Here is a 20730-nt window from a genome sequence, read left to right on the forward strand (position 1 = left end):
AGGAGAAAGAAAATGAGCAAAGTTAACGTAAAGAAAGTTGTAGTAGCCTACTCTGGCGGTCTAGACACATCAGTAATCATTCCATGGTTGAAAGAGAACTATGACTGTGAAGTGGTTGCGTTTGTTGCGGATGTTGGTCAAGGCGACGAAGAGTTAATTGGTATCGAAGAGAAAGCAAAAGCTTCTGGTGCATCTGAGTGTTACATCGCAGACCTTAAAGAAGAGATGGTTGCTGACTATATCTATCCAACGCTGAAAACGGGCGCTTACTACGAAGGTAAATACCTACTAGGTACGTCAATGGCTCGTCCAATCATCGCGAAAGCACAGGTTGAAGTCGCACGTAAAGTAGGTGCAGACGCACTGTGTCACGGCTGTACAGGTAAAGGTAACGACCAAGTTCGTTTTGAAGGCGCATTTGCTGCACTAGCACCAGACCTACACGTCATTGCACCATGGCGTGAATGGGATCTAGTGAGTCGTGAAGAGTGTCTAGATTACCTAGCAGAGCGTAACATCCCTTGTACGGCTTCTCTTACTAAAATTTACTCGCGTGATGCAAACGCATGGCACATCTCAACAGAAGGCGGCGTTCTTGAAAACACATGGAATGCACCTAACGAAGATTGCTGGGCTTGGACTGTAGACCCTGAGCAAGCGCCAAACGAATCTGAAACAGTGACACTTAAAGTTGAAAAAGGCGAAGTGGTTGCGGTTGATGGCGAAACAATGACGCCATACAACGCACTGGTTTACCTAAACGAGAAGGGTGCTAAGCACGGTGTTGGTCGTATCGATATCGTAGAAAACCGTCTTGTTGGCATGAAGTCTCGTGGTTGTTACGAAACTCCGGGTGGCACAATCATGATGGAAGCACTGCGTGCAGTAGAGCAACTGGTTCTTGATAAAGCGGCATTCGAATTCCGTGAAGAGCTAGGTGTTAAGGCTTCTCACCTTGTATACGATGGTCGTTGGTTCACTCCACTATGTAAGTCAATCCTTGCTGCGACAGAAGAGCTAGCACAAGACGTGAATGGTGAAGTGGTTATCAAGCTTTACAAAGGCCATGCAACGGTGACTCAGAAGCGTTCTGACAACAGCCTGTACTCAGAAGAGTTTGCAACCTTTGGTGAAGATGAAGTTTACGACCAAAGCCACGCTGAAGGCTTCATTCGCCTTTACTCGCTATCAAGCCGTATCCGTGCTTTGAATAGCCAAAAGTAATCCTAACAATGAGTTAGCGAGCTTGCCTTTAGCGAAAGGTTGAAGGCCAGTAAACAGACATTATTATGCAAAGCCCATTCACTATTGATTAGTGAGTGGGCTTTTTACTTTCTATTTGCCTAATAAATCAGCTTCGGTTTTTCCTATCGGATGTCATATAATTCGCGCTCCACGCTAAAAATAATCAATGGATTGAACTGTTGGTGAATAAATATGTGAAAATAATGAATTAATACTTTATTTTCATTTTGAATTGCCGTAAGTTTAAACCATCAGAAAAATACTGAATCTTAATCAGAATTATCATTTGCAAAAACAGTGAGCACTGTGCAATTAGGAGATACACAATGGCATTATGGGGCGGTAGATTTACCCAAGCAGCAGACACCCGGTTCAAAGATTTTAACGATTCTCTTCGTTTTGATTACCGATTGGCTGAGCAAGACATTGTGGGCTCAATTGCCTGGTCTAAAGCTCTACTGTCGGTCAACGTATTAACAGAAGAAGAGCAACAGAAGCTTGAGTTAGCACTGAATGAGCTAAAACTTGAGGTGATGGAAGATCCTGAACAGATTCTACGTTCTGATGCAGAAGATATTCACAGCTGGGTTGAGCAGCAACTTATCGGCAAAGTCGGTGACTTGGGCAAAAAACTTCACACTGGCCGTTCTCGTAACGACCAAGTGGCGACCGACCTGAAACTATGGTGTCGTCAGCAAGGTAACCAACTGCTACTGGCACTGGATCGCCTACAAAGCCAAATGGTGAACGTTGCTTCTCAGCATCAAGAAACCGTGCTGCCTGGCTACACTCACTTACAACGTGCTCAGCCGGTAACTTTTGCTCACTGGTGCTTGGCTTACGTTGAAATGCTTGAGCGTGACTATTCACGTTTGAATGATGCGATTAAGCGTCTAGATACATGTCCGCTGGGTTCTGGTGCCCTTGCAGGAACAGCTTACCCGATGGACCGTGAAGAGTTAGCTCACAACTTAGGTTTCCGTCGTGCAACGCGCAACTCTCTAGATTCAGTTTCTGACCGTGACCATGTGATGGAGCTAATGTCGATTGCTTCTATCTCTATGCTTCACCTTTCGCGTCTTGCAGAAGATATGATTTTCTACAACTCAGGTGAATCAAACTTCATCGAGTTAGCGGATACCGTGACGTCAGGTTCATCTCTGATGCCACAAAAGAAAAACCCAGATGCGCTAGAACTTATCCGTGGCAAAACTGGCCGTGTATACGGTTCATTAGCGGCAATGATGATGACAGTAAAAGCTCTGCCTTTGGCGTACAACAAAGACATGCAAGAAGATAAAGAAGGTCTATTCGACGCTTTAGATACTTGGAATGACTGTATGGAAATGGCAGCGCTCTGTTTTGACGGCATTAAAGTGAACGGCGAACGTACACTTGAAGCGGCGAAGCAAGGCTATGCAAACTCAACTGAACTGGCTGATTACCTAGTAGCGAAAGGCATTCCTTTCCGTGAAGCTCACCATATTGTTGGTGTAACAGTAGTGGCGGCGATTGCCAAAGGCTGCGCATTAGAAGAATTAACCATCGCGGAGATGAAAGAGTTCTCTGAGGTGATTGAAGAGGATGTGTATGACATCCTGACCATTGAATCGTGTCTTGAAAAACGTAGCGCGCTAGGCGGTGTATCTCCACAACAAGTGGCTTACGCGGTTGACCAAGCTGAGAAACGTTTATCACAGCGTGACACTTCCATCGTCAAGGTTCGTCCTGCTCGTCTGACTGATATTGAAGCGTTGGAAGGCATGGTCGCTTACTGGGCGAACATGGGTGAAAACTTACCTCGTTCTCGTAATGAACTGGTGCGTGATATTGGCTCGTTTGCGGTCGCAGAGCATCATGGTGAGGTGACAGGTTGTGCATCACTCTATGTGTATGACTCGGGCTTAGCAGAAATACGTTCACTGGGCGTTGAAGCTGGCTGGCAAGGTCAAGGTCAGGGTACTGCAATTGTGCAGCACTTGGTTGAGAAAGCGCGACAAATGGCCATCAAGAAGGTGTTTGTACTGACTCGTACACCAGAGTTCTTCATGAAGCATGATTTCTTACCTACATCGAAATCTCTGCTGCCTGAGAAGGTGCTGAAAGATTGTGACCAGTGTCCTCGTCAACATGCATGTGATGAAGTGGCGTTGGAAGTGAACTTGGTAGAGCAGATCATTGCTAAGGTTAATGTTGCATAAGGCATTGATTTTATAGCCCCTAAAAAAAAGATCAAAAATATGATCTTTTTTGGGAACAAACTAAGAAAAGCCCGGTCTATTAAAGTACCACTGCTTTTTCTTAGAATTTTCTAAGAAAGCCCTAGAATCGATTGGTTCTGGGGCTTTTTTCTATCTGCTGTTTGGGAAATGATAATAGCTCGAAAATTATGATGAATTATCGGATTGTTTAGCCCTGTCTCTAATCACTACTCTTTATCCAATAAAGACTTCCAGCTAACGTTTTTTGCCCTTTAACGGTAGCACCACAAACTTCATGACCCAATGCAACGACAGCAAGCCACTGAACGCGAAAGCGGCCATCATCAATGCGATGGCATTGATGGTTTTTGGGTCTTCTCTGAAAAACAGCCACCATACTCCCCAACTCAAAATCGACAACACCATCAGCTGATTCATGCAACGCTGGCAGCGACCGAGTTTGTTACGGATTTTTTCACTTTTATTGCAATGAATGCATGTCATCTTGGGTTTGATTCGCGTTATGCTTGTTGCCCTGATAATAACACGTCACAAGATATTGGATCACGGTGACACAGAGAGAGAAAGTCGATGATTGAGCGCCAAGAAACCAAGCAACGTATGAGCCGTATTGTTAAACACAACGGTACTATCTACCTATGTGGCCAAGTTTGTGCTGATGCAACTAAAGACATCACTGAACAAACTCAAACCATGTTAGATAAAGTAGAAGCGCTACTTGAGCAAGCAGGCAGCGACAAAGAGCACATGCTGTCAGCAACGATTTACTTGAAAGACATGAAAGACTTCCAAGAAATGAATGCAGTGTGGGATGCATGGGTACCAGAAGGTTACGCTCCAGCTCGCGCATGTGTGACTGGCGACATGGCTCGCGAAGCGCTACTTGTTGAGATCTCTGTGATTGCTGCTGAGAAAAACAGCTGTTGTTAAGTCATTCTTAGTTCAATGAAAAGCCTCGCTGTTATGCGAGGCTTTTTTATATGACTAATTCTGAAACAGTTAGCTAGATACTTTTTGCATTATGCTACGACCAACAACTTGACCCGACTTAGATTTCTTCGTACGGATTAACAAGCCTTGATCCCAGTCTGTCCCAGCAGGTTGGTATTCCCATTTGACGAAATACTCTTTATTGTCAGAGCACACGTCACCCTGAACATAGTCATCTTGATCACAGAAGCGCACGACCGTGTTCAACTCTGTAAGGGTTGCCTGAGATTGTCGACCTGTTTGGTTGAACCACCAATAATCGATGTTAGCTAAATCTTCATAGGTGTATGGTTCGTCATGGGTATTGTCTTGTGCGGTTCCATTTTGACATTCCGAACCGCTGATGGTGACATTGGATTCTGAGAAAGAGTAGCTTTCCTTCGCTACGGAGTTGTCTGCGCAAATCTGAGTGTTAACCCATTCACCTTCAAAGTTTACGTAGCGCTCACCTCCAGCCTCATCTACAGGATAATAGAATGCGACTAACTGAGTGTTTCGGCTATCGGTGCAACTTGATGGCGATAGATCACAGCTATCTCCATTTAACTCTGTTTTGTTAGTAATCTCTGTGTAGATGCCAGTAATCGGGTCGTAAGCTCCTGAGATAACTTCACGCTGCCATGCATCATCTTTATCGTCTCGAACTCGTTCATTGAAGTGATTTAACTCACTAATAGTGCTTGCTTGGAATGGACCAAAATTGAACTCATCCCAAGGAAATGGTTCGTTGGTTTCTTGAACACCTTCAGGGTCTTGCAGTTGGTAAGCGAATGTCCCATTTTTAATGATCGAATAATTTTCGTCGGGGATTCCATCACAGCTTTTATCAACAAAGTTATGGCCTGCCGCGAGGCAGTTTAAATAATCTTCAGCTCTGCTTTCCGAAAGGGATGTGTCGTTTGAGCCAGCAAGCATAACTACGTTTTCTGAATCTAAAGTGAAGTCCATAGATGTCATGCCACGAGTTTTTTCAAAGAGCTCGATTGGCAGGGTTTTATCTGCATGTACGTAGGTAAATGTTTGTGGGTCTAAGTCTGTAGCGATTTTATACTGAGTAACATCGATATAGCGTACGTGTTTATGACCACCTTGTGCGAACGGGTTGTTGGTATCAACGTCTCCACGCACCATTTCACCAAAAGAATCAGACATATGTGCGATAGCTTCAGCGTCAGTCACTATGTTCGTGGAAGCAACGCCAATCTCAGTTAAAAAAGTCTCAACACTGCTGATATTGTCGAGTCTAAGGTTGACTAACGCATCAGCAACTTGCTGATCGTCTCTGTCTTGTAGCTTTTCCGGGATAGTTAAAACGCCGCTTCCGGAACTACCAAATTGGTTATTAACAGACTGGAGTAGAACCGCTAAGTTTATCGCTCTGTTGTATTTACCAGCTGCTTCAAACGGTGTTACTACTTCTTGCACTGAAGCTGCTCCTACTTTTACACCATCAGGACCACCAATATAAAAGGTGACTGAATCGTTCGGGAGGGCGTTGAAATTCCCTTCTGAATCCGTTACTCCATTTAACCCTGAGCTTGTTGTGTATGATAACCCTTCAACAGCAGAATCAATAAATTGGTATGAGGTTATAGTTTCCTCGCTTGATCCTGAATTGGAGTCTGAGCCGCACCCAATTAAAGCCAAAGTAATGGTTGCTGCTAGCAAACTTTGTTTGAACATTACATCTTCCTTGTGAACATTTTAGTTGTAGTAAATTGCTGAAAATTCCCTTTATGGAATAAAGGTCACCTTTCGATGAGTTACTATTATAGAGGTATGCAAGGGGATGAATGGAAGTGTCGAAATGTATCTAAAAGTAACCAAGTGACTTTAATCATACTTGGTGTGGAAAACATTATGAAATATGTGGGTAAATAGAAAAATAGCTTACCAAAGGTAAGCTATTTATATTAAATATCAATAATTTAACAACCAGGGCCACAATCTAGGCAGTGTTTCACCATCTCTGGGCCTAGGTGCAGTTTCGCATTCAGGTCACGTAGGGCAGTTCGTACACCCTCTTCGATTACTGGGTGGTAGAACGGCATGTCTAGCATCTCAGAAACCGTCATCTTGTTCTGGTGTGCCCATGCTAATAAGTGAGCCAAGTGTTCTGCGTTTGGTCCCATCATCTCAGCACCAAGGAAGCGGCCTGTGCCTTGCTCGCCGTATACGTGCAGAATACCTTTGTTGCGAAGCATCACTCGTGAACGACCTTGGTTTTCGAAAGACACTTCACCCGTTGCGAAACAGCCACATGTGCCCAAGCGTGTGGTGATCTCTTTGTAGGTTTCACCAACCATCGCGATTTGCGGGTCAGAGAATACTGCCGAGATTTTAGAGCGGCGTAGGCCTGCACGAATCTCTGGGAAGCGACCTGCATTGTCACCCGCAATACGAGCTTGGTCTGCTGCTTCATGCAGTAGAGGCAGTTGGTTACTCGCATCACCAGCGATAAATATTGATGGTAGTGATGTTTGTAGCGTGTAGTGGTCTGCGATTGGCACACCACGTTCATCAAGCTCTAGAGAGGTATTCTCTAAGCCAAGCTTGTCAGTGTTAGGGCGACGACCTGTTGCTGCTAGTACGTATTCAACGACGTTAGTTTCTAATTCACCTTGTTTATTGATGAACTGGATTTCGACACGTGGCTCACCCGATTCAGTGGTAATGCGCTTCATGCTTTCGATTTTCACGTCGGCATCGAGATAGAACTCTTCATTGAAAGCTTTATCTGCATAAGCCATGATCTCTGGATCAGTTACTGGGCCAACTTGACCACCCAAACCGAACAGTTTGGTCTTCACACCTAAGCGGTGCAGTGACTGACCAAGCTCAAGACCAATAACACCAGGGCCAAATACCGCAACCGATTCTGGTAAATCATCCCAGCTGAACACGTCGTCGTTAATGATCAGGCGATCGCCAAGCTCATTCCAAACGGCAGGGTATGCAGGGCGAGAACCGGTCGCGATAACAATACGCTTAGCGGTGACAACCGTGTGGTCATCAATTTGTAGTGTGTTGTCATCTAAGAACTTTGCGTAGCCAGAGATCTTGTCTTGCTCTGGGATTTCATCAACACCTTCTAAAACAAAACCAACAAAACGGTCACGCTCAAACTTCACTCGGTCCATCACTTCACGGCCGTTAATCACGATATCACCTTGTGGGTGAACGCCAAAAGCCGGAGCTTTCTCTATTTGGTGTACGCTTTCCGCAGCTGCAATAAGCAGTTTAGATGGCATACAACCAACACGAGCACAGGTTGTACCGTAAGGGCCACCTTCAATCATCACGACACTGTCAGTGTGTGCTTTTGCAGCGCGGTAAGAACCTAAACCTGCCGTACCGCCCCCGATAACTGCTACATCTACATTGACTTGTTTCATAATAATTTTCTCGCAATGGCTAAATTTGGTTTGAACGAACCCCTCCAACTCTGATGATTTTTTGAGAGTCAGGATTGCGGGTCAGTTTTGTGATTCTGTTTTATTAGGTTTAGCTTGTGACTCTGCTTTTATTGCTAACTATAGGTTAGTAAAAGACAGGCGAGTCACCAGCTATATTCTTTTTCCCAAAACTCAGATAAGAGTGTTTGGAATAGCTAACCCACAAGAGGGTGGGTTAGCTGATACTTCTAAGCCTATATCGGCGATGAAGCGATTAGCCTAGGAAAGTTTCTAGTTCTTCACTACCACCGATGTGTTTGCCACCGATGAATACTTGAGGAACGGTAGTGCGACCAGAGATTGCACGTAGGCTTACTGTTGTTGCATCTTTACCTAGAACCACTTCTTCGTAGTTCAGACCTTTGTCGATTAGGTTCTGTTTTGCTTTCATACAGAAAGGACAGCCTGGCTTAGTGAATACTGTGATTGACTCTTGCTCTTTGTGCTCAGGAGCAAGGTAGTTCAGCATAGTGTCTGCATCAGAAACCTTGAACGGGTCGCCTGGTACGTCTTCTTCGATGAACATTTTTTCTACCACGCCGTTTTTAACCAGCATGCTGTAGCGCCATGAACGTTTGCCGAAGCCGATGTCGTTTTTCTCAACTAGCATACCCATGCCGTCTGTGAAATCACCGTTACCATCAGGGATGAATGTGATGTTTTCCGCTTCTTGGTCTGCTTTCCATGCGTTCATTACGAACGTGTCGTTTACAGAAACACAAAGGATGTCATCAACGCCGTTTTCTTTGAACACTGAATGTAGTTCGTTGTAACGAGGTAGGTGGCTTGAAGAACATGTTGGAGTAAACGCACCTGGTAGGCTGAATACGATAACTGTCTTGTCTTTGAAAAGCTCTTCAGTAGTTACGTTAACCCATGCATCACCTTGGCGAGTTGGGAATGTTACTTGAGGGATTGATTGACCTTCTTTAGATGCAAACATATTGATTTCCTTAAATAGTATTTTTAATTTTGTTCTATTAGAGCTTAACGTTTTTCGTTGCTCTGTTTCGTTTTGTTGAGCCCATTATTAGATAAATTCTTTGATAGCTCTAATCGTTTGATGTTATGGTTTTGATAGGTAAATTCTATCAAGAGCATTTTTCTTTTAAATGTTTCTATGAAACCCCTTGTTCTTATTAAAACCTGAGGTAAGAGACTGATCATGAATATTCGTGACTTTGAATACTTGGTGGCGCTCGCAGAGCATAAACACTTCCGAAAAGCGGCAGAAGCGTGCTTTGTCAGTCAGCCGACACTAAGCGGTCAAATACGCAAACTCGAAGATGAAATTGGACTTCAGTTAACCGAGCGTAGTCCAAGGAAGGTGATATTTACAGAATCAGGGTTACAACTTGTTGAACAAGCCAAGCGTATTCTCAATGAAGTGAAAACTTTTAAAGATATGGCGAGTGGACACGGTGAAGCGATGACGGGGCCAATGCACATTGGTTTTATTCCAACCGTGGGTCCTTACATCTTGCCTAAGATTGTTCCTCATCTTAAAGAGAGCTTCCCAGATCTTGAGCTTTACCTGCATGAAGCTCAGACCCATCAGTTAGTGAGCCAACTTGAAGATGGCAAGCTTGATTGCTTAGTACTGGCTGCGGTTGATGAAACGGCGGTGTTCAAAGAGATCGATGTGTATGACGAGCCGTTAAGTGTTGCCGTTCCATGTGACCACGAGTGGGCTCAACAAGACACTGTCGATATGCTGCAGCTAAATGGACAAACCGTACTTGCGCTAGGTGACGGTCACTGTTTGAGAGACCAAGCCTTGGGCTTCTGTTTTGCTGCGGGCGCCAAAGATGATGAGCGCTTTAAGGCAACCAGCTTAGAAACGCTGCGTAACATGGTAGCGGCAGGGGCGGGTATTACCTTGTTACCTCAGTTATCGGTTCCAAAGGAAAAACAGAAAGATGGCGTGTGTTACGTGCCAGCGGTGAATCCAACACCTTCACGTCGCATTGTTGTTGCCTACCGACCGGGCTCTCCGCTAAAGGGGCGTTTTGAGCAATTGGCTGAGACGATTCGAACTCAACTGGAGAAGACGGCTTAGCGCTTGAATTTAGAGCCTAGTCTGGTCAGATATAGATATATAAAAAGGGTTGATATGAATTCATATCAACCCTTTTTGTTGGTTCATGTTACTAGTTTGTTGGTTCATGTTACTAGGTTCTACAAACCTTAGTTAGAACAGTTCTTCTACTGCTTCACCTGATGAGGTTGAGTAGATGTCATCATTGAAACGTTCAGTGATGTACTCGGTTGGCTCTGTGCCTTTCTCGAAGTACTCGAACATTGATGAGCTATCGAACTTGTTGGTCAGTAAGCCAGTTTCACGGTCGATTCGAACACGGACGATGTTCTCCGGAATTTCTTTACGCTCAGCAGGAACACCCGCTAACGCCGTACCCATAAAATCAACCCATGCAGGTTCTGCTGTTTTCGCGCCAGCTTCTGCACCAGTAATCTGATTTTTACCAAGGTTCGAGTTCGCTTTAGTACGGCCTAGGTTTCGGTTGTGGTTATCAAAACCAACCCATACCGTAGCCACCATGCCAGGGCCGTAGCCGCTGTACCAAGTATCTTTAGAATCGTTGGTGGTACCCGTTTTTCCGCCAATGTCACGACGCTTCAACGGTTGTGCACGCCAACCAGTACCGTTCCAACCAGTGCCAGCGCTCCAATCACCGCCACCCCAGATGTTGCTGTACATCATTTCACGAACAAGGAATGCGTTCTGTTCAGAGATAACTTGAGGTGCGTATTGTACTTTGGCATCCACATCTTGCTCTGCAAACTCATCAGCCATTGGGTCTGAGGTCATTTGCTGTTGGCAATCGTCTTTACAAACCACTTTTGGTGTCGCTTCAAATTCAGTCTCACCAAATGGTGTCTCAATGCGGCTGATGTAGAAAGGTTCAACGTAGTAGCCGCCATTAGCGAATACTGAGTAACCTTGAGCTACTTTCATTGGCGTTAAGCTACCCGCACCCAGAGCAATGGTTTCAGAGCGCGGAACTTCATCAATATCAAAGCCAAATCGAGTTAGGTAGTTACGAGTATCATCTAGACCTACTTCGCGCAGTACACGTACCGCCATTACGTTTTTAGACTGAGCTAAGCCAATACGTAAACGAGTTGGACCCACGTAAGTCGGTGGCGAGTTCTTTGGTCGCCATGCGGTACCTTGGCTCTTATCCCATTGGTTAATCGGTGCATCGTTGATCAGTGAGGCTAGCGTTAAGCCTTTCTCAATCGCTGCTGAGTAGATAAATGGTTTGATACCAGAACCCACCTGACGAATAGATTGCGTTGCACGGTTGAACTTGTTGTGTACGAAGTTAAAGCCACCCACCATCGACAACACAGCGCCGTTGTTCGGATTCATTGCAACAAATGCGGTGTTCGCATTCGGTACTTGGCTAAGTCGCCATACAACTGGTGTTTCTGATTCTGCAGTCGCTGACTCTTCTGTCGGCTCTTCAGAGACTTCATCGCCTGTAACGGCTTCATGGCGAACCCAGATTTGTTCACCAACAGCTAGAATCTCTTTTGCTTGAGAAGGCGCTGGTCCTTGGCGGTTATCCGTTAGGAATTTGCGTGCCCAGTTCATACCTTGCCATTCGATAGTGCCTTTACCTTGGTTCTTAACCCAAATTTGCGCACTTTTCGAATTAACTGCGGTAACAACAGCAGGGACTAGGTCACCATAGGTTGGTTGAGACTTAAGGTGTTTAACGATTTGTTCTTGATCCCACGCTGATTGCGCAGTCTGCCACAATACTTTTTCAGCGCCACGGTAGCCATGACGCTCATCGTAGCCAAGTAGGTTCTTAATTGCGGCTTGGTTCGCTGCTTTTTGCAGTTTCGAATCAACAGTCGTGTAGACCTTCATGCCTGATGTATAAGCTTCTTCACCGTAGCGTTCCACCATCCAAGCACGTGCAACTTCTGCAACATACGGCGCGCTCAGTTCGATCTCTGCACCGTGGTATTTCGAGATAAGTTCTTCGCTACGAGCGTCATCGAACTCTGCTTGAGTGATGTATTGCTCGTCTAACATACGACGCAATACGACGTTACGACGGTTAGTCGCGCGCTCAACAGAGTAAATAGGGTTCATTGTCGAAGGTGCTTTTGGCATACCCGCAAGGGTCGCAATTTCACTCAGCGTGAGATCAGGAAGATCTTTACCGAAGTAAACACGTGCTGCCGCGCCAAAACCATACGAACGGTGACCAAGGAAGATCTTGTTGACGTAAAGCTCCATGATCTCTTCTTTACTAAGAAGTTGCTCAATGTGGATCGCAATGAAGATCTCTTTGATCTTACGCATAATCTTTTTCTCATTAGATAAGAAGAAGTTACGCGCAAGCTGCTGAGTAATGGTACTAGCACCTTGTTTGGCTGAACCCGACATTGCAACCACGAGTGCTGCACGTGTGATACCGATTGGGTCAATACCTGGGTGTTCATAGAAACGGCTATCTTCGGTGGCAATCAGAGCCTCAACTAAGTGGCGAGGAATCTCGTCATAAGTGACTGGATTACGACGCTTTTCACCAAATTGAGAGATCAGCTTACCGTCTTGACTGAAGACTTGCATCGGCGTTTGGAGTTCTACGTCGCGCAAAGTGGCAACATCAGGCAACTCTGGTTTTACGTAAAAATAAAACCCGAAAATTGTACTGACTCCAAGAATCATGCAAATCAATGTAAATATGAATAATCGCTTTATGAACTTCACCGGATAATCCCTGATTAGTTAAGGCTGATAAGCAGCAAACCCTTGTACTCTAGGCTAAAAACTTAGCTTTCGTTTATTAACGCTTATTTAACTAATAATCACAACCCCTAGATAATCAACGAAATGCTTGGCACTTCAGGAGCTAGGTCACATGGGTTCATCATTAATTACAGGTATAGATATAAATCATCACAGCATCAAAGCCGTGGTACTAAAACCCGTGGGGGAGTTGTATGCCCTAGTGGGATACAAAGAGCTGCCGATTTCGGACGACATTTTTACAGCTAACCATACTTTGGAGTATCAGAAAACTGTTAAGAAACTTAAAGAACTTAGGAAAGGACTGCCTTTTGGCTGTCGCAACGTCGCCATTTCGGTACCTGATAACACGGTGATCAGCAAAGTACTGCAAATAGAGAGTGAGTTAGAAGACAGAGAAAAAGAGTTTTCTATCTATCAAACCTTCGCCCATCAATCTCCCTTTCCTATCGAGGAGCTGAGTTTAGATTTTGTAAAGCTGGAAGACAAACGATTTGGTAAAGGTTCGACAAGCAGTTATCAGGTATACGCCACTCGTAAAGAAGTTGTGGATAGCCGAGCGGATGCATTAACCAAGGCTGGCTTCAAACCTGTGGTGGTGGATACACAGGCGCATGGGCTACTTAATATCTGGCAATTGGCCTCGCGCCTGTATCCCGATAAGAAAAACTGGTTGCTAGTGGATGTTGGAATCGACCAAACCTCGCTAGGGGTTATCCCGCAGAATTCGGCGCCTTTCTATAAAGACATCGCCTTTGGCACTCAAGATCTTCGCAGCTCAGATGACCCGAGTGATATCGAGAGCGTGTTCGGTACTATGGAAGAGACACATCAATTCATTGTTAACCTGATTGAGAAGCTCAAGCGTCAATTGCAGCTCTATTCATCGGGAAATGCGCAGCAACCTATCTCAGGGATTTGGTTGATGGGCGAGGGCGCCAGCATCCCTATGGTAACCGAAGAGCTAGAACGCCATTTTCAGTTGAGCTGCGAGTCATTGAATCCTTTGTCTTTATTTGAGAATAAGGTCGCCAAGAGACGCCGACTGCCGATGGACTGGCAACACTTTGGTATCGCGGCGGGTATGGCGATGAGTGGGCTCAAGTGGCAGGGAGAGAAGCATGTTGCATCAAATTAACCTGCTGCCGTGGCGTGATGAGATTCGTGCTCAGCACAAGAAGCGTTTTATCCATCTGGTCATTCTTGGCGTCATCATTGCGCTTATAGGGCAATGGGCGGTTGGTCACTATTTTCACGATCAACAAGCCAAGCAGCAAGCTCGCCTCAATTACCTCAATCAGTACATTGCTGAGCTCGACCGACAAATTCAGTCGTTAAAAGTCGCAGAGCAAGAACACAAAGCCATTCTGACTCGACTTGATGTGGTTGAGTCGCTGCAGCTTGGCCGTAATAAGACCACCGACTTCATGAACTTGATGCCGGAGCTGATTCCAGAGGGTGTCTATGTCGACAAGATAAAGATGAATGGTCAGGAGATTGAAATGTCGGGCATCAGCGACAGCACTGCTCGTCTCGCCACCATGTTGGACAACCTCGAACGTTCAGATTCTTTGAAAGGGGTCGAGATGCACTCTATCGTTCATAACCGCAAGCGCTTCAATAAAGAGTTTCAGACCTTCAAGGTCTCTTTTGTGTTTAGCCCTGTGTCTTTAGAAAACACAACCGCGAGCAGAAAAGATAAGGGGGCGCATCATGGCTAACCTTCAAAATAGGATTAGTAGGCAAAACAGGATGAGCTTGCAAGATCTCGATGTTGATGAGATCACCGAATGGCCATTGTTGCCTCAGCTTCTCGTGATTCTGGTGATGATGGTGTTAATCCAAGGTGTTGGCACTTGGCTGTATCTGCTGCCGCTCGACGAGGAACTGAAACAGATGAAGCAACAGGAGCAGACCTTAAAAACGACCTTGAGGATAAAGGCGAATAAGGTTGCAGCCTTGCCTAAGTTGCAGAGCCAGTTGGATGAGCTAACCAGTCGCTACGATTATCTATTAGAGCAGCTGCCCGTTCAAAAGGAGTTAGCGAGCATGTTGGCCTCCGTGAATGAGCTCGGCTTGGATAACTCGCTGACCTTCACACGAATCGATTGGGGGCAAAAGCAGAATAAGGAGTTTCTCTATCGATTGCCTCTCAATATAGAGCTGACAGGTGACTATCATGAGATTGGTGACTTCTCTGCTGCCATCGCCAAGCTGCCGCGTATTATTAGCTTTGATGATGTGAATTGGCAGCGAGTCAGTCAAGAAAGTAGCACGCTGCACTTTAGGGTTCGAGCTTATACCTACCAGTTTAAATCGGAGGTTAATGATGAAACCCAATAGCGCGTTTTACTCAATCGTATTGATGCTTGCGTTGTCAGGCTGCAAAGCTAATCAAGACTCACTGCAAGATTTTGTGGCGCAGGTTGAAGCCAAGGCGAGAAAAGATGTCGAGCAACTTGTCCCAGCAACTGAATTCACGGCGGCGACTTATCAGCGCCGATCTTTGCGTCCTCCCTTTGAACTGCCTAAAGAAGCCATTGTGCAAAACCAACCCTTGGTTAAGAAAGACTGTTGGCAACCCAGCGCCCGTTCTCGTAATGGCAAGTTAGAGAAGTACCCGCTGAGTAAGCTTCGTTTAAGAGGCGTGATGGGCAGTGGCTCAAGCGTGTTTGGCTTAGTGCAAACACCCAAAGGCAACGTGGTAAACGTCAAGAAAGGCCAGTTTATCGGCTTAAACAATGGCCGAGTTACTAAGGTGACGAGCCAATACGTTCAGATTAATGAAACTCTTCCAGATGGCTTAGGTTGTTGGCATAAGCGCAACGTTAGGCTGGCTCTGAAGTAAACCAATGTCACATGATGTGGATATGAGATGTAAATATGATTAAAGGAATAAGTGGATTAGTGAGCAAGGCTCTACAAGGTTTTGCTGTGTCTGTGATGTTGGTTGTTAGCGTGCTCAGCCATGCCGAGAGCTTACCGAACAAATTGGAGAATATTGATTTTAGGGTCAATAAGGATAAAGACGCCGTCATCATTATTGAGCTGGCGACCAGCACAGCAGTGGTGGATGTTCAACGAGCTCAGGAAGGGTTAAGTATCGAGCTAATCAATACTCAAGTTGATGATGACAAGCTCTACCTGCTGGATGTGAAGGATTTCGCTACCTTGGTTGAAGGCATTGAAGTCTATAAAGAGACACCAAGCACTCGGCTTCTAGCGACGATTAGCAATGACTATCAGTATGAATACAACCTAAAGGGGCGCTTTATTGAGGTGGTGATCAGCAAACCGGTGCTCGATGAAGCGACCAAAGAAAAAAGCGTTCTAGAGAAAGAGGGCAAGCTGATATCGATTAACTTCCAGGATATCCCGGTACGAAATGTCCTGCAACTGATTGCCGATTACAACGACTTCAATCTCGTGGTGTCTGATTCGGTAGCCGGAAACCTGACGTTACGCTTAGATGGCGTACCTTGGCAGCAAGTTCTCGACATTATCTTGCAAGTTAAAGGCTTGGATAAGCGTGTTGATGGCAATGTTATCTTGGTCGCGCCGAAAGCGGAGCTCGACCTTCGAGAGCAACAAGCGTTAGAGAAATCGCGCTTAGAAGAGGAGTTAGGGGAGCTTAAATCGGAAATCATCAAGATTAACTTTGCTAAAGCCACCGACATCGCTGACATGATTGGAGGTGAAGGTGCGGTCAGCATGTTGTCCGATCGTGGTTCGATTACCATTGATGAGCGCACCAACTCACTGCTCATTCGTGAATTGGAAGAAAACATTGCCGTGATCCGAGGCATCATTGAATCGTTAGACATTCCCGTGAAGCAGGTACAGATAGAGGCACGTATTGTCACGGTTACTGAGGGTAATCTTGATGAGCTTGGCGTGCGCTGGGGCGTTTCCTCAACCAACGGAAGCTTCACCGTTGGTGGCTCAATCGAAGGTAACCACCCATCAGCGATTACGCCGTATGACGACGATAGCGGCAGCAGCGTGATTGATGACTATCTCAACGTCAATTTAGGGGCAACATCGCCGAACGCCTCGAGTATTGCGTTTCAGGTGGCCAAACTGGGTTCAGATACCTTACTCGATCTTGAACTGTCGGCACTGCAACAAGAGTCAAAAGCTGAAATCATTTCTAGTCCACGCTTAATCACCACCAATAAAAAGCCGGCTTATATTGAGCAAGGTACTGAAATTCCTTACTTAGAGTCATCTTCAAGTGGTGCTACGTCGGTTGCATTTAAGAAAGCCGTGTTGAGTCTTAAGGTGACACCGCAGATCACGCCCGATAATCGTTTGGTATTGGATTTGAGCGTGACTCAAGATAGGCCAGGGCAAGTGGTAAAAACTGGAACCGGTGAAGCGGTCGCCATTGATACGCAAAGAATAGGTACGCAAGTGCTTGTTAATAATGGTGAAACTGTCGTGCTTGGCGGGATATTTCAGCACAGCGTGAGCAGTACAGTGGATAAAGTTCCTCTGTTGGGGGACCTGCCAGTTTTGGGCGCATTGTTCCGTCGCAGCTATGAAAATGTGGGTAAAAGTGAACTACTTATTTTTGTCACACCCAAAGTTGTGATTCAGTAATGAACAATTAGATTAAAAATAAAGTTGCATTAGTGGCACCTAACCTTGATAATTTCGGGTCTTATCACGAATTATCTGTGAGGAATCGGTGCCACGGGCCTTTTAATTTCAGTACTTGTACTGACCTACCTTGTGGCGATGTCATTGAATTAACGTTGTAAATTACTGCTAAAAACATGGCTGAGAAACGCAATATTTTTCTTGTTGGCCCAATGGGCGCCGGCAAAAGTACAATTGGTAGACACCTAGCTTCCCAACTTCATATGGAGTTTCTAGACTCTGACACTGTGATCGAAGAGCGCACTGGCGCAGACATCGCATGGGTTTTTGATGTTGAGGGCGAAGAAGGTTTCCGTAAGCGCGAAGAATCTGTAATCAATGATCTGACAGAAGAACAAGGTATTGTTCTTGCGACAGGTGGTGGTTCAGTGTTGAGCAAAGAAAACCGTAACCGTCTATCTGCACGAGGCATTGTTGTATACCTAGAGACAACAATTGAAAAGCAACTTGCTCGCACTAACCGCGACAAGAAACGCCCTCTACTTCAAACAGACAACCCGCGTGATGTGCTAGAAGATCTAGCTGTATCTCGCAACGCACTATACGAAGAAGTGGCGGACTACACAGTTCGTACTGACGACCAAAGTGCAAAAGTGGTAGCCAACCAGATCGTAAAAATGCTAGAAGAACGTTAAGTTCATTTTTTCGGAGAGCAAACCCATGGAACGGATTACGGTCAATCTAGCTGAGCGTAGCTACCCTATCTCTATTGGCGCCGGGTTATTTGAAGACCCGGCGTACCTTTCTTTTTTATCAGGTAAGCAGAAAGTTGTTGTTATCAGTAATGTGACAGTAGCGCCTCTTTATGCTGATAAAATTTTATCGCTATTGGATCAAGTCGGCTGTCAGACATCTCTTCTCGAGCTGCCAGACGGTGAACAGTACAAAACCCTTGAAACGTTCAATTCAGTGATGAGCTACATGCTTGAAGGAAATTACAGCCGCGATGTGGTGGTGATTGCTTTAGGAGGTGGTGTTATCGGTGACTTGGTCGGTTTTGCTGCCTCTTGTTACCAGCGCGGTATTGATTTCATTCAAATCCCGACGACCCTTCTTTCTCAAGTGGACTCTTCTGTTGGTGGTAAAACCGCAGTAAACCATCCTCTTGGTAAGAATATGATCGGCGCTTTTTACCAACCGAAATCTGTGATCATCGATACCAACTGTTTATCAACGCTTCCAGAGCGTGAGTTTGCAGCGGGCATTGCTGAGGTGATCAAATACGGCATCATTTACGATGAAGCCTTCTTTGATTGGTTGGAGCAGAATCTAGAGAAACTTTATCAACTTGATGAAGAAGCACTGATTACCGCGATTGCTCGTTGTTGTGCAATTAAGGCTGAAGTGGTGGCTCTAGATGAAAAAGAGTCAGGAATCAGAGCGTTATTGAACCTAGGTCATACATTTGGTCATGCGATTGAAGCAGAACTAGGCTATGGTAATTGGCTACATGGTGAAGCTGTGTCGTCAGGCACTGTAATGGCAGCTAAAACAGCTCAATTACAGGGACTGATCTCTCAGCAGCAACTTGAGCGAATTATTTCTATACTCAAGAATGCGAAACTACCAATCCATACGCCAGAAAGCATGTCTTTTGAAGACTTTATGAAGCACATGATGCGCGATAAAAAAGTGCTGTCTGGTCAGTTGCGTTTGGTATTACCAACAAGTATTGGTACTGCTGAAGTGGTTGCTGATGTGCCTCAAGACATCATTAAACAAGCGATCGATTTCTGCCGTACTCTTTAAATTTGGTTGTGAGGTTGCCTAGCTAAACTCTAGGCAACTGAAGCGTTTTACTGATCGATCTTATCAGTAGGGATCCCCAATGAGTTTGGCTCATGAATTAAGAGTATTAGAGTTAGAATCTCAAGTTGAGCTGCTAGAGCGCTTACAGCTTTTGACTAACTTTGGTTCAAACCTTGTGACGGTGGCGGGCAAAGCTGGCTCTGGCCGATCTTGGTTGGCTCAGCGTTATCTTGAAGCATGGTCGACAGAAAAAAATCAGTGTTTACTGCTTTGTCATCCAAGCCAAGACGATCAACAACGCCGTGCGCTCATTCTTAGCCAAATTGTTTCTGATCCCCTGTTTAATCAACATGATTCTTTATCGGATAGCCTAACAAGGTTACTGGATGGAGAACCGTGTAATGTGGTTATCGTCGTTGATGATGCCCAACGACTTTCTGAGCTATTGGTATCCGAATTATGGATGTTGGTACTGGAAGCTCAATCAAACCCTCAATGGACGATCAATATCGTTCTCTTCTCGGAACCTGGCCACTTAGATACGTTATTAACGCGTTTGAGCTACGGTCAACAACACAAACCTATCGATCTTGAGATCGATGACCTTTCGCAACCAGAAGCTGAACATTTCTTTGAATCACTGGTGATTCGATATGTTGATGATGAGTCTGAAACTTGCGTGCGACGTGCGTTTAATAAAGCGCAACCTCTGCCCGGTGAGTTAATGGCTTTAGGAGAATTGAAAGTGGAAAAAAGGATTATTATTCGCTCAATTATTGGCTCACCCATCAATATCGCGATTGTGGTGGCCTTGCTGTTGATTTTAATTGGTGGTGGTTATTGGTGGATGTTCAGTCAACCAACCCCTGACGATAAAGCGCAATCTCTTATCGCTCCGATTGAACAGACAGCTATCCCAACTTTTGAAGTGGAAAGTGGTACCGAGCAAGCTGGAATCGACGGAATGGACGATTCTGAAGCCGAAGCTGACATGAGTTATCAAGGTGCTGATGACGACAGCTCATCTTTGCCACCGACTGTCGTTGAAGATACCGCGAGTGTTGGAGAAGTCGAACAAGATCAGCAGCGTGTCGTAATCACCTCTGATGTGGTTGATGCCTTGCTTGATGATAAACCTGAAAGTGCCGATACCAGTGCGATTGATGCTGCTGTTGAAGAAAACACAGGTGCCGCGGTGAGTTCGCAATCAGATGCAGACAAAGTGGAGTCACAGCCTTCAGCCGATGAAGCAACAGACCTAACACAGTCCACGCCACCGACTAAGAAAATTACATTCTCATTTTCTCGCGAAGAGTTACAAGCTATCTCTCCGCGAGCTTATACTTTGCAGTTGAGTGCGATGACCTCATTGGACGACGTACAGTCTTTCATTGAAGAGTATGACCTTGAGAACAAGGTTCGTATTTACCCAACACTTCGCAACGACACCAAGTGGTTTATTATCACTTATCAAGATTACCCAACGATTCAAGTGGCGAGAGACGCGGTAAGTGCGTTATCAAAACCCCTTCAACAGTTGGAACCTTGGGCAAAATCGATGAATCAAGTGCATCGAGAGATAGAACGTGCGAAATAACCCTGAGCTTAGCCTCAA

General features: G+C 45.4%; 18 protein-coding genes. 12 read left to right on the forward strand and 6 right to left on the reverse strand.

All coding sequences use genetic code 11. From position 1 onward, the window contains the following. The first annotated feature begins 12 nt into the window (after positions 1–12). Positions 13–1224: an argininosuccinate synthase gene (locus AB4558_RS10440; RefSeq protein WP_017061137.1), complete on the forward strand. Its 1212-nt coding sequence runs from the start codon at positions 13–15 to the stop codon at positions 1222–1224. 347 nt (positions 1225–1571) lie between these two features. Further along, complete coding sequence (gene argH / locus AB4558_RS10445) at positions 1572–3446, forward strand: argininosuccinate lyase (protein ID WP_017061136.1); 1875 nt, start codon at positions 1572–1574, stop codon at positions 3444–3446. A 255-nt stretch (positions 3447–3701) separates the two neighbouring features. On the opposite strand, the gene AB4558_RS10450 is transcribed toward argH, so the two are convergent. Continuing rightward, positions 3702–3950, reverse strand: coding sequence for a DUF3624 domain-containing protein (locus tag AB4558_RS10450; RefSeq protein ID WP_029235423.1), 249 nt, complete (start codon positions 3948–3950; stop codon positions 3702–3704). 87 nt (positions 3951–4037) lie between these two features. On the opposite strand from AB4558_RS10450, the gene AB4558_RS10455 reads away from it, so the two are divergent. Then, positions 4038–4397 (forward strand): RidA family protein, encoded by a 360-nt coding sequence (locus AB4558_RS10455; protein ID WP_372073468.1) that lies wholly within the window; start codon positions 4038–4040, stop codon positions 4395–4397. A 69-nt stretch (positions 4398–4466) separates the two neighbouring features. Here AB4558_RS10455 and AB4558_RS10460 read toward each other — a convergent pair whose 3' ends face one another. The 4 genes from AB4558_RS10460 to AB4558_RS10475 form a co-directional block, all read right to left on the reverse strand. After that, positions 4467–6140 carry a hypothetical protein gene (locus AB4558_RS10460; protein WP_372073466.1) on the reverse strand — a complete coding sequence of 558 codons (1674 nt, stop codon included), beginning with the start codon at positions 6138–6140 and terminating at the stop codon, positions 4467–4469. Between the two features lie 245 nt (positions 6141–6385). Continuing rightward, complete coding sequence (locus tag AB4558_RS10465; protein ID WP_017061134.1) at positions 6386–7852, reverse strand: dihydrolipoyl dehydrogenase; 1467 nt, start codon at positions 7850–7852, stop codon at positions 6386–6388. Positions 7853–8126: 274 nt separating this feature from the next. After that, positions 8127–8855 (reverse strand): glutathione peroxidase, encoded by a 729-nt coding sequence (locus AB4558_RS10470; protein WP_017061133.1) that lies wholly within the window; start codon positions 8853–8855, stop codon positions 8127–8129. 44 nt (positions 8856–8899) lie between these two features. Next, positions 8900–9079 (reverse strand): hypothetical protein, encoded by a 180-nt coding sequence (locus tag AB4558_RS10475; protein ID WP_017068839.1) that lies wholly within the window; start codon positions 9077–9079, stop codon positions 8900–8902. Between AB4558_RS10475 and oxyR the strand changes: the two genes are divergently transcribed. Then, entirely contained in the window at positions 9078–9971 is an 894-nt protein-coding gene (oxyR, locus tag AB4558_RS10480) for a DNA-binding transcriptional regulator OxyR (protein WP_017061132.1), read from the forward strand. The two genes, AB4558_RS10475 and oxyR, sit on opposite strands and share 2 nt — an antisense overlap. A gap of 132 nt (positions 9972–10103) precedes the next feature. Here the strand turns inward: oxyR and AB4558_RS10485 are convergent, their stop codons facing one another. Then, positions 10104–12665 (reverse strand): penicillin-binding protein 1A, encoded by a 2562-nt coding sequence (locus AB4558_RS10485; RefSeq protein WP_372073464.1) that lies wholly within the window; start codon positions 12663–12665, stop codon positions 10104–10106. A gap of 151 nt (positions 12666–12816) precedes the next feature. Here AB4558_RS10485 and pilM point away from each other — a divergent pair, with 151 nt between their 5' ends. From pilM to AB4558_RS10525, 8 genes are all read left to right on the forward strand, one after another. After that, positions 12817–13842, forward strand: coding sequence for a type IV pilus assembly protein PilM (gene pilM / locus AB4558_RS10490; RefSeq protein WP_102320000.1), 1026 nt, complete (start codon positions 12817–12819; stop codon positions 13840–13842). Then, positions 13826–14425 carry a PilN domain-containing protein gene (locus AB4558_RS10495; protein ID WP_017061129.1) on the forward strand — a complete coding sequence of 200 codons (600 nt, stop codon included), beginning with the start codon at positions 13826–13828 and terminating at the stop codon, positions 14423–14425. Before pilM ends, AB4558_RS10495 begins: the two co-directional genes overlap by 17 nt. Continuing rightward, positions 14418–15047, forward strand: coding sequence for a type 4a pilus biogenesis protein PilO (locus AB4558_RS10500; RefSeq protein WP_372158785.1), 630 nt, complete (start codon positions 14418–14420; stop codon positions 15045–15047). The genes AB4558_RS10495 and AB4558_RS10500 overlap by 8 nt, the downstream gene beginning before the upstream one ends. Further along, complete coding sequence (locus tag AB4558_RS10505) at positions 15034–15552, forward strand: pilus assembly protein PilP (RefSeq protein ID WP_017063694.1); 519 nt, start codon at positions 15034–15036, stop codon at positions 15550–15552. The genes AB4558_RS10500 and AB4558_RS10505 overlap by 14 nt, the downstream gene beginning before the upstream one ends. A gap of 35 nt (positions 15553–15587) precedes the next feature. Then, complete coding sequence (locus AB4558_RS10510; RefSeq protein ID WP_032545762.1) at positions 15588–17306, forward strand: type IV pilus secretin PilQ; 1719 nt, start codon at positions 15588–15590, stop codon at positions 17304–17306. Positions 17307–17482: 176 nt separating this feature from the next. Next, complete coding sequence (gene aroK, locus AB4558_RS10515) at positions 17483–18001, forward strand: shikimate kinase AroK (protein WP_017061125.1); 519 nt, start codon at positions 17483–17485, stop codon at positions 17999–18001. A 25-nt stretch (positions 18002–18026) separates the two neighbouring features. Beyond that, complete coding sequence (gene aroB / locus AB4558_RS10520) at positions 18027–19115, forward strand: 3-dehydroquinate synthase (RefSeq protein ID WP_017061124.1); 1089 nt, start codon at positions 18027–18029, stop codon at positions 19113–19115. A 79-nt stretch (positions 19116–19194) separates the two neighbouring features. Then, entirely contained in the window at positions 19195–20712 is a 1518-nt protein-coding gene (locus tag AB4558_RS10525) for an AAA family ATPase (protein WP_017068836.1), read from the forward strand. Positions 20713–20730: the final 18 nt, after the last annotated feature.

The sequence above is a fragment of the Vibrio sp. 10N.222.51.C5 genome (assembly GCF_041474575.1).
GTDB classification, from domain to species: Bacteria; Pseudomonadota; Gammaproteobacteria; order Enterobacterales; family Vibrionaceae; genus Vibrio; species Vibrio crassostreae_C.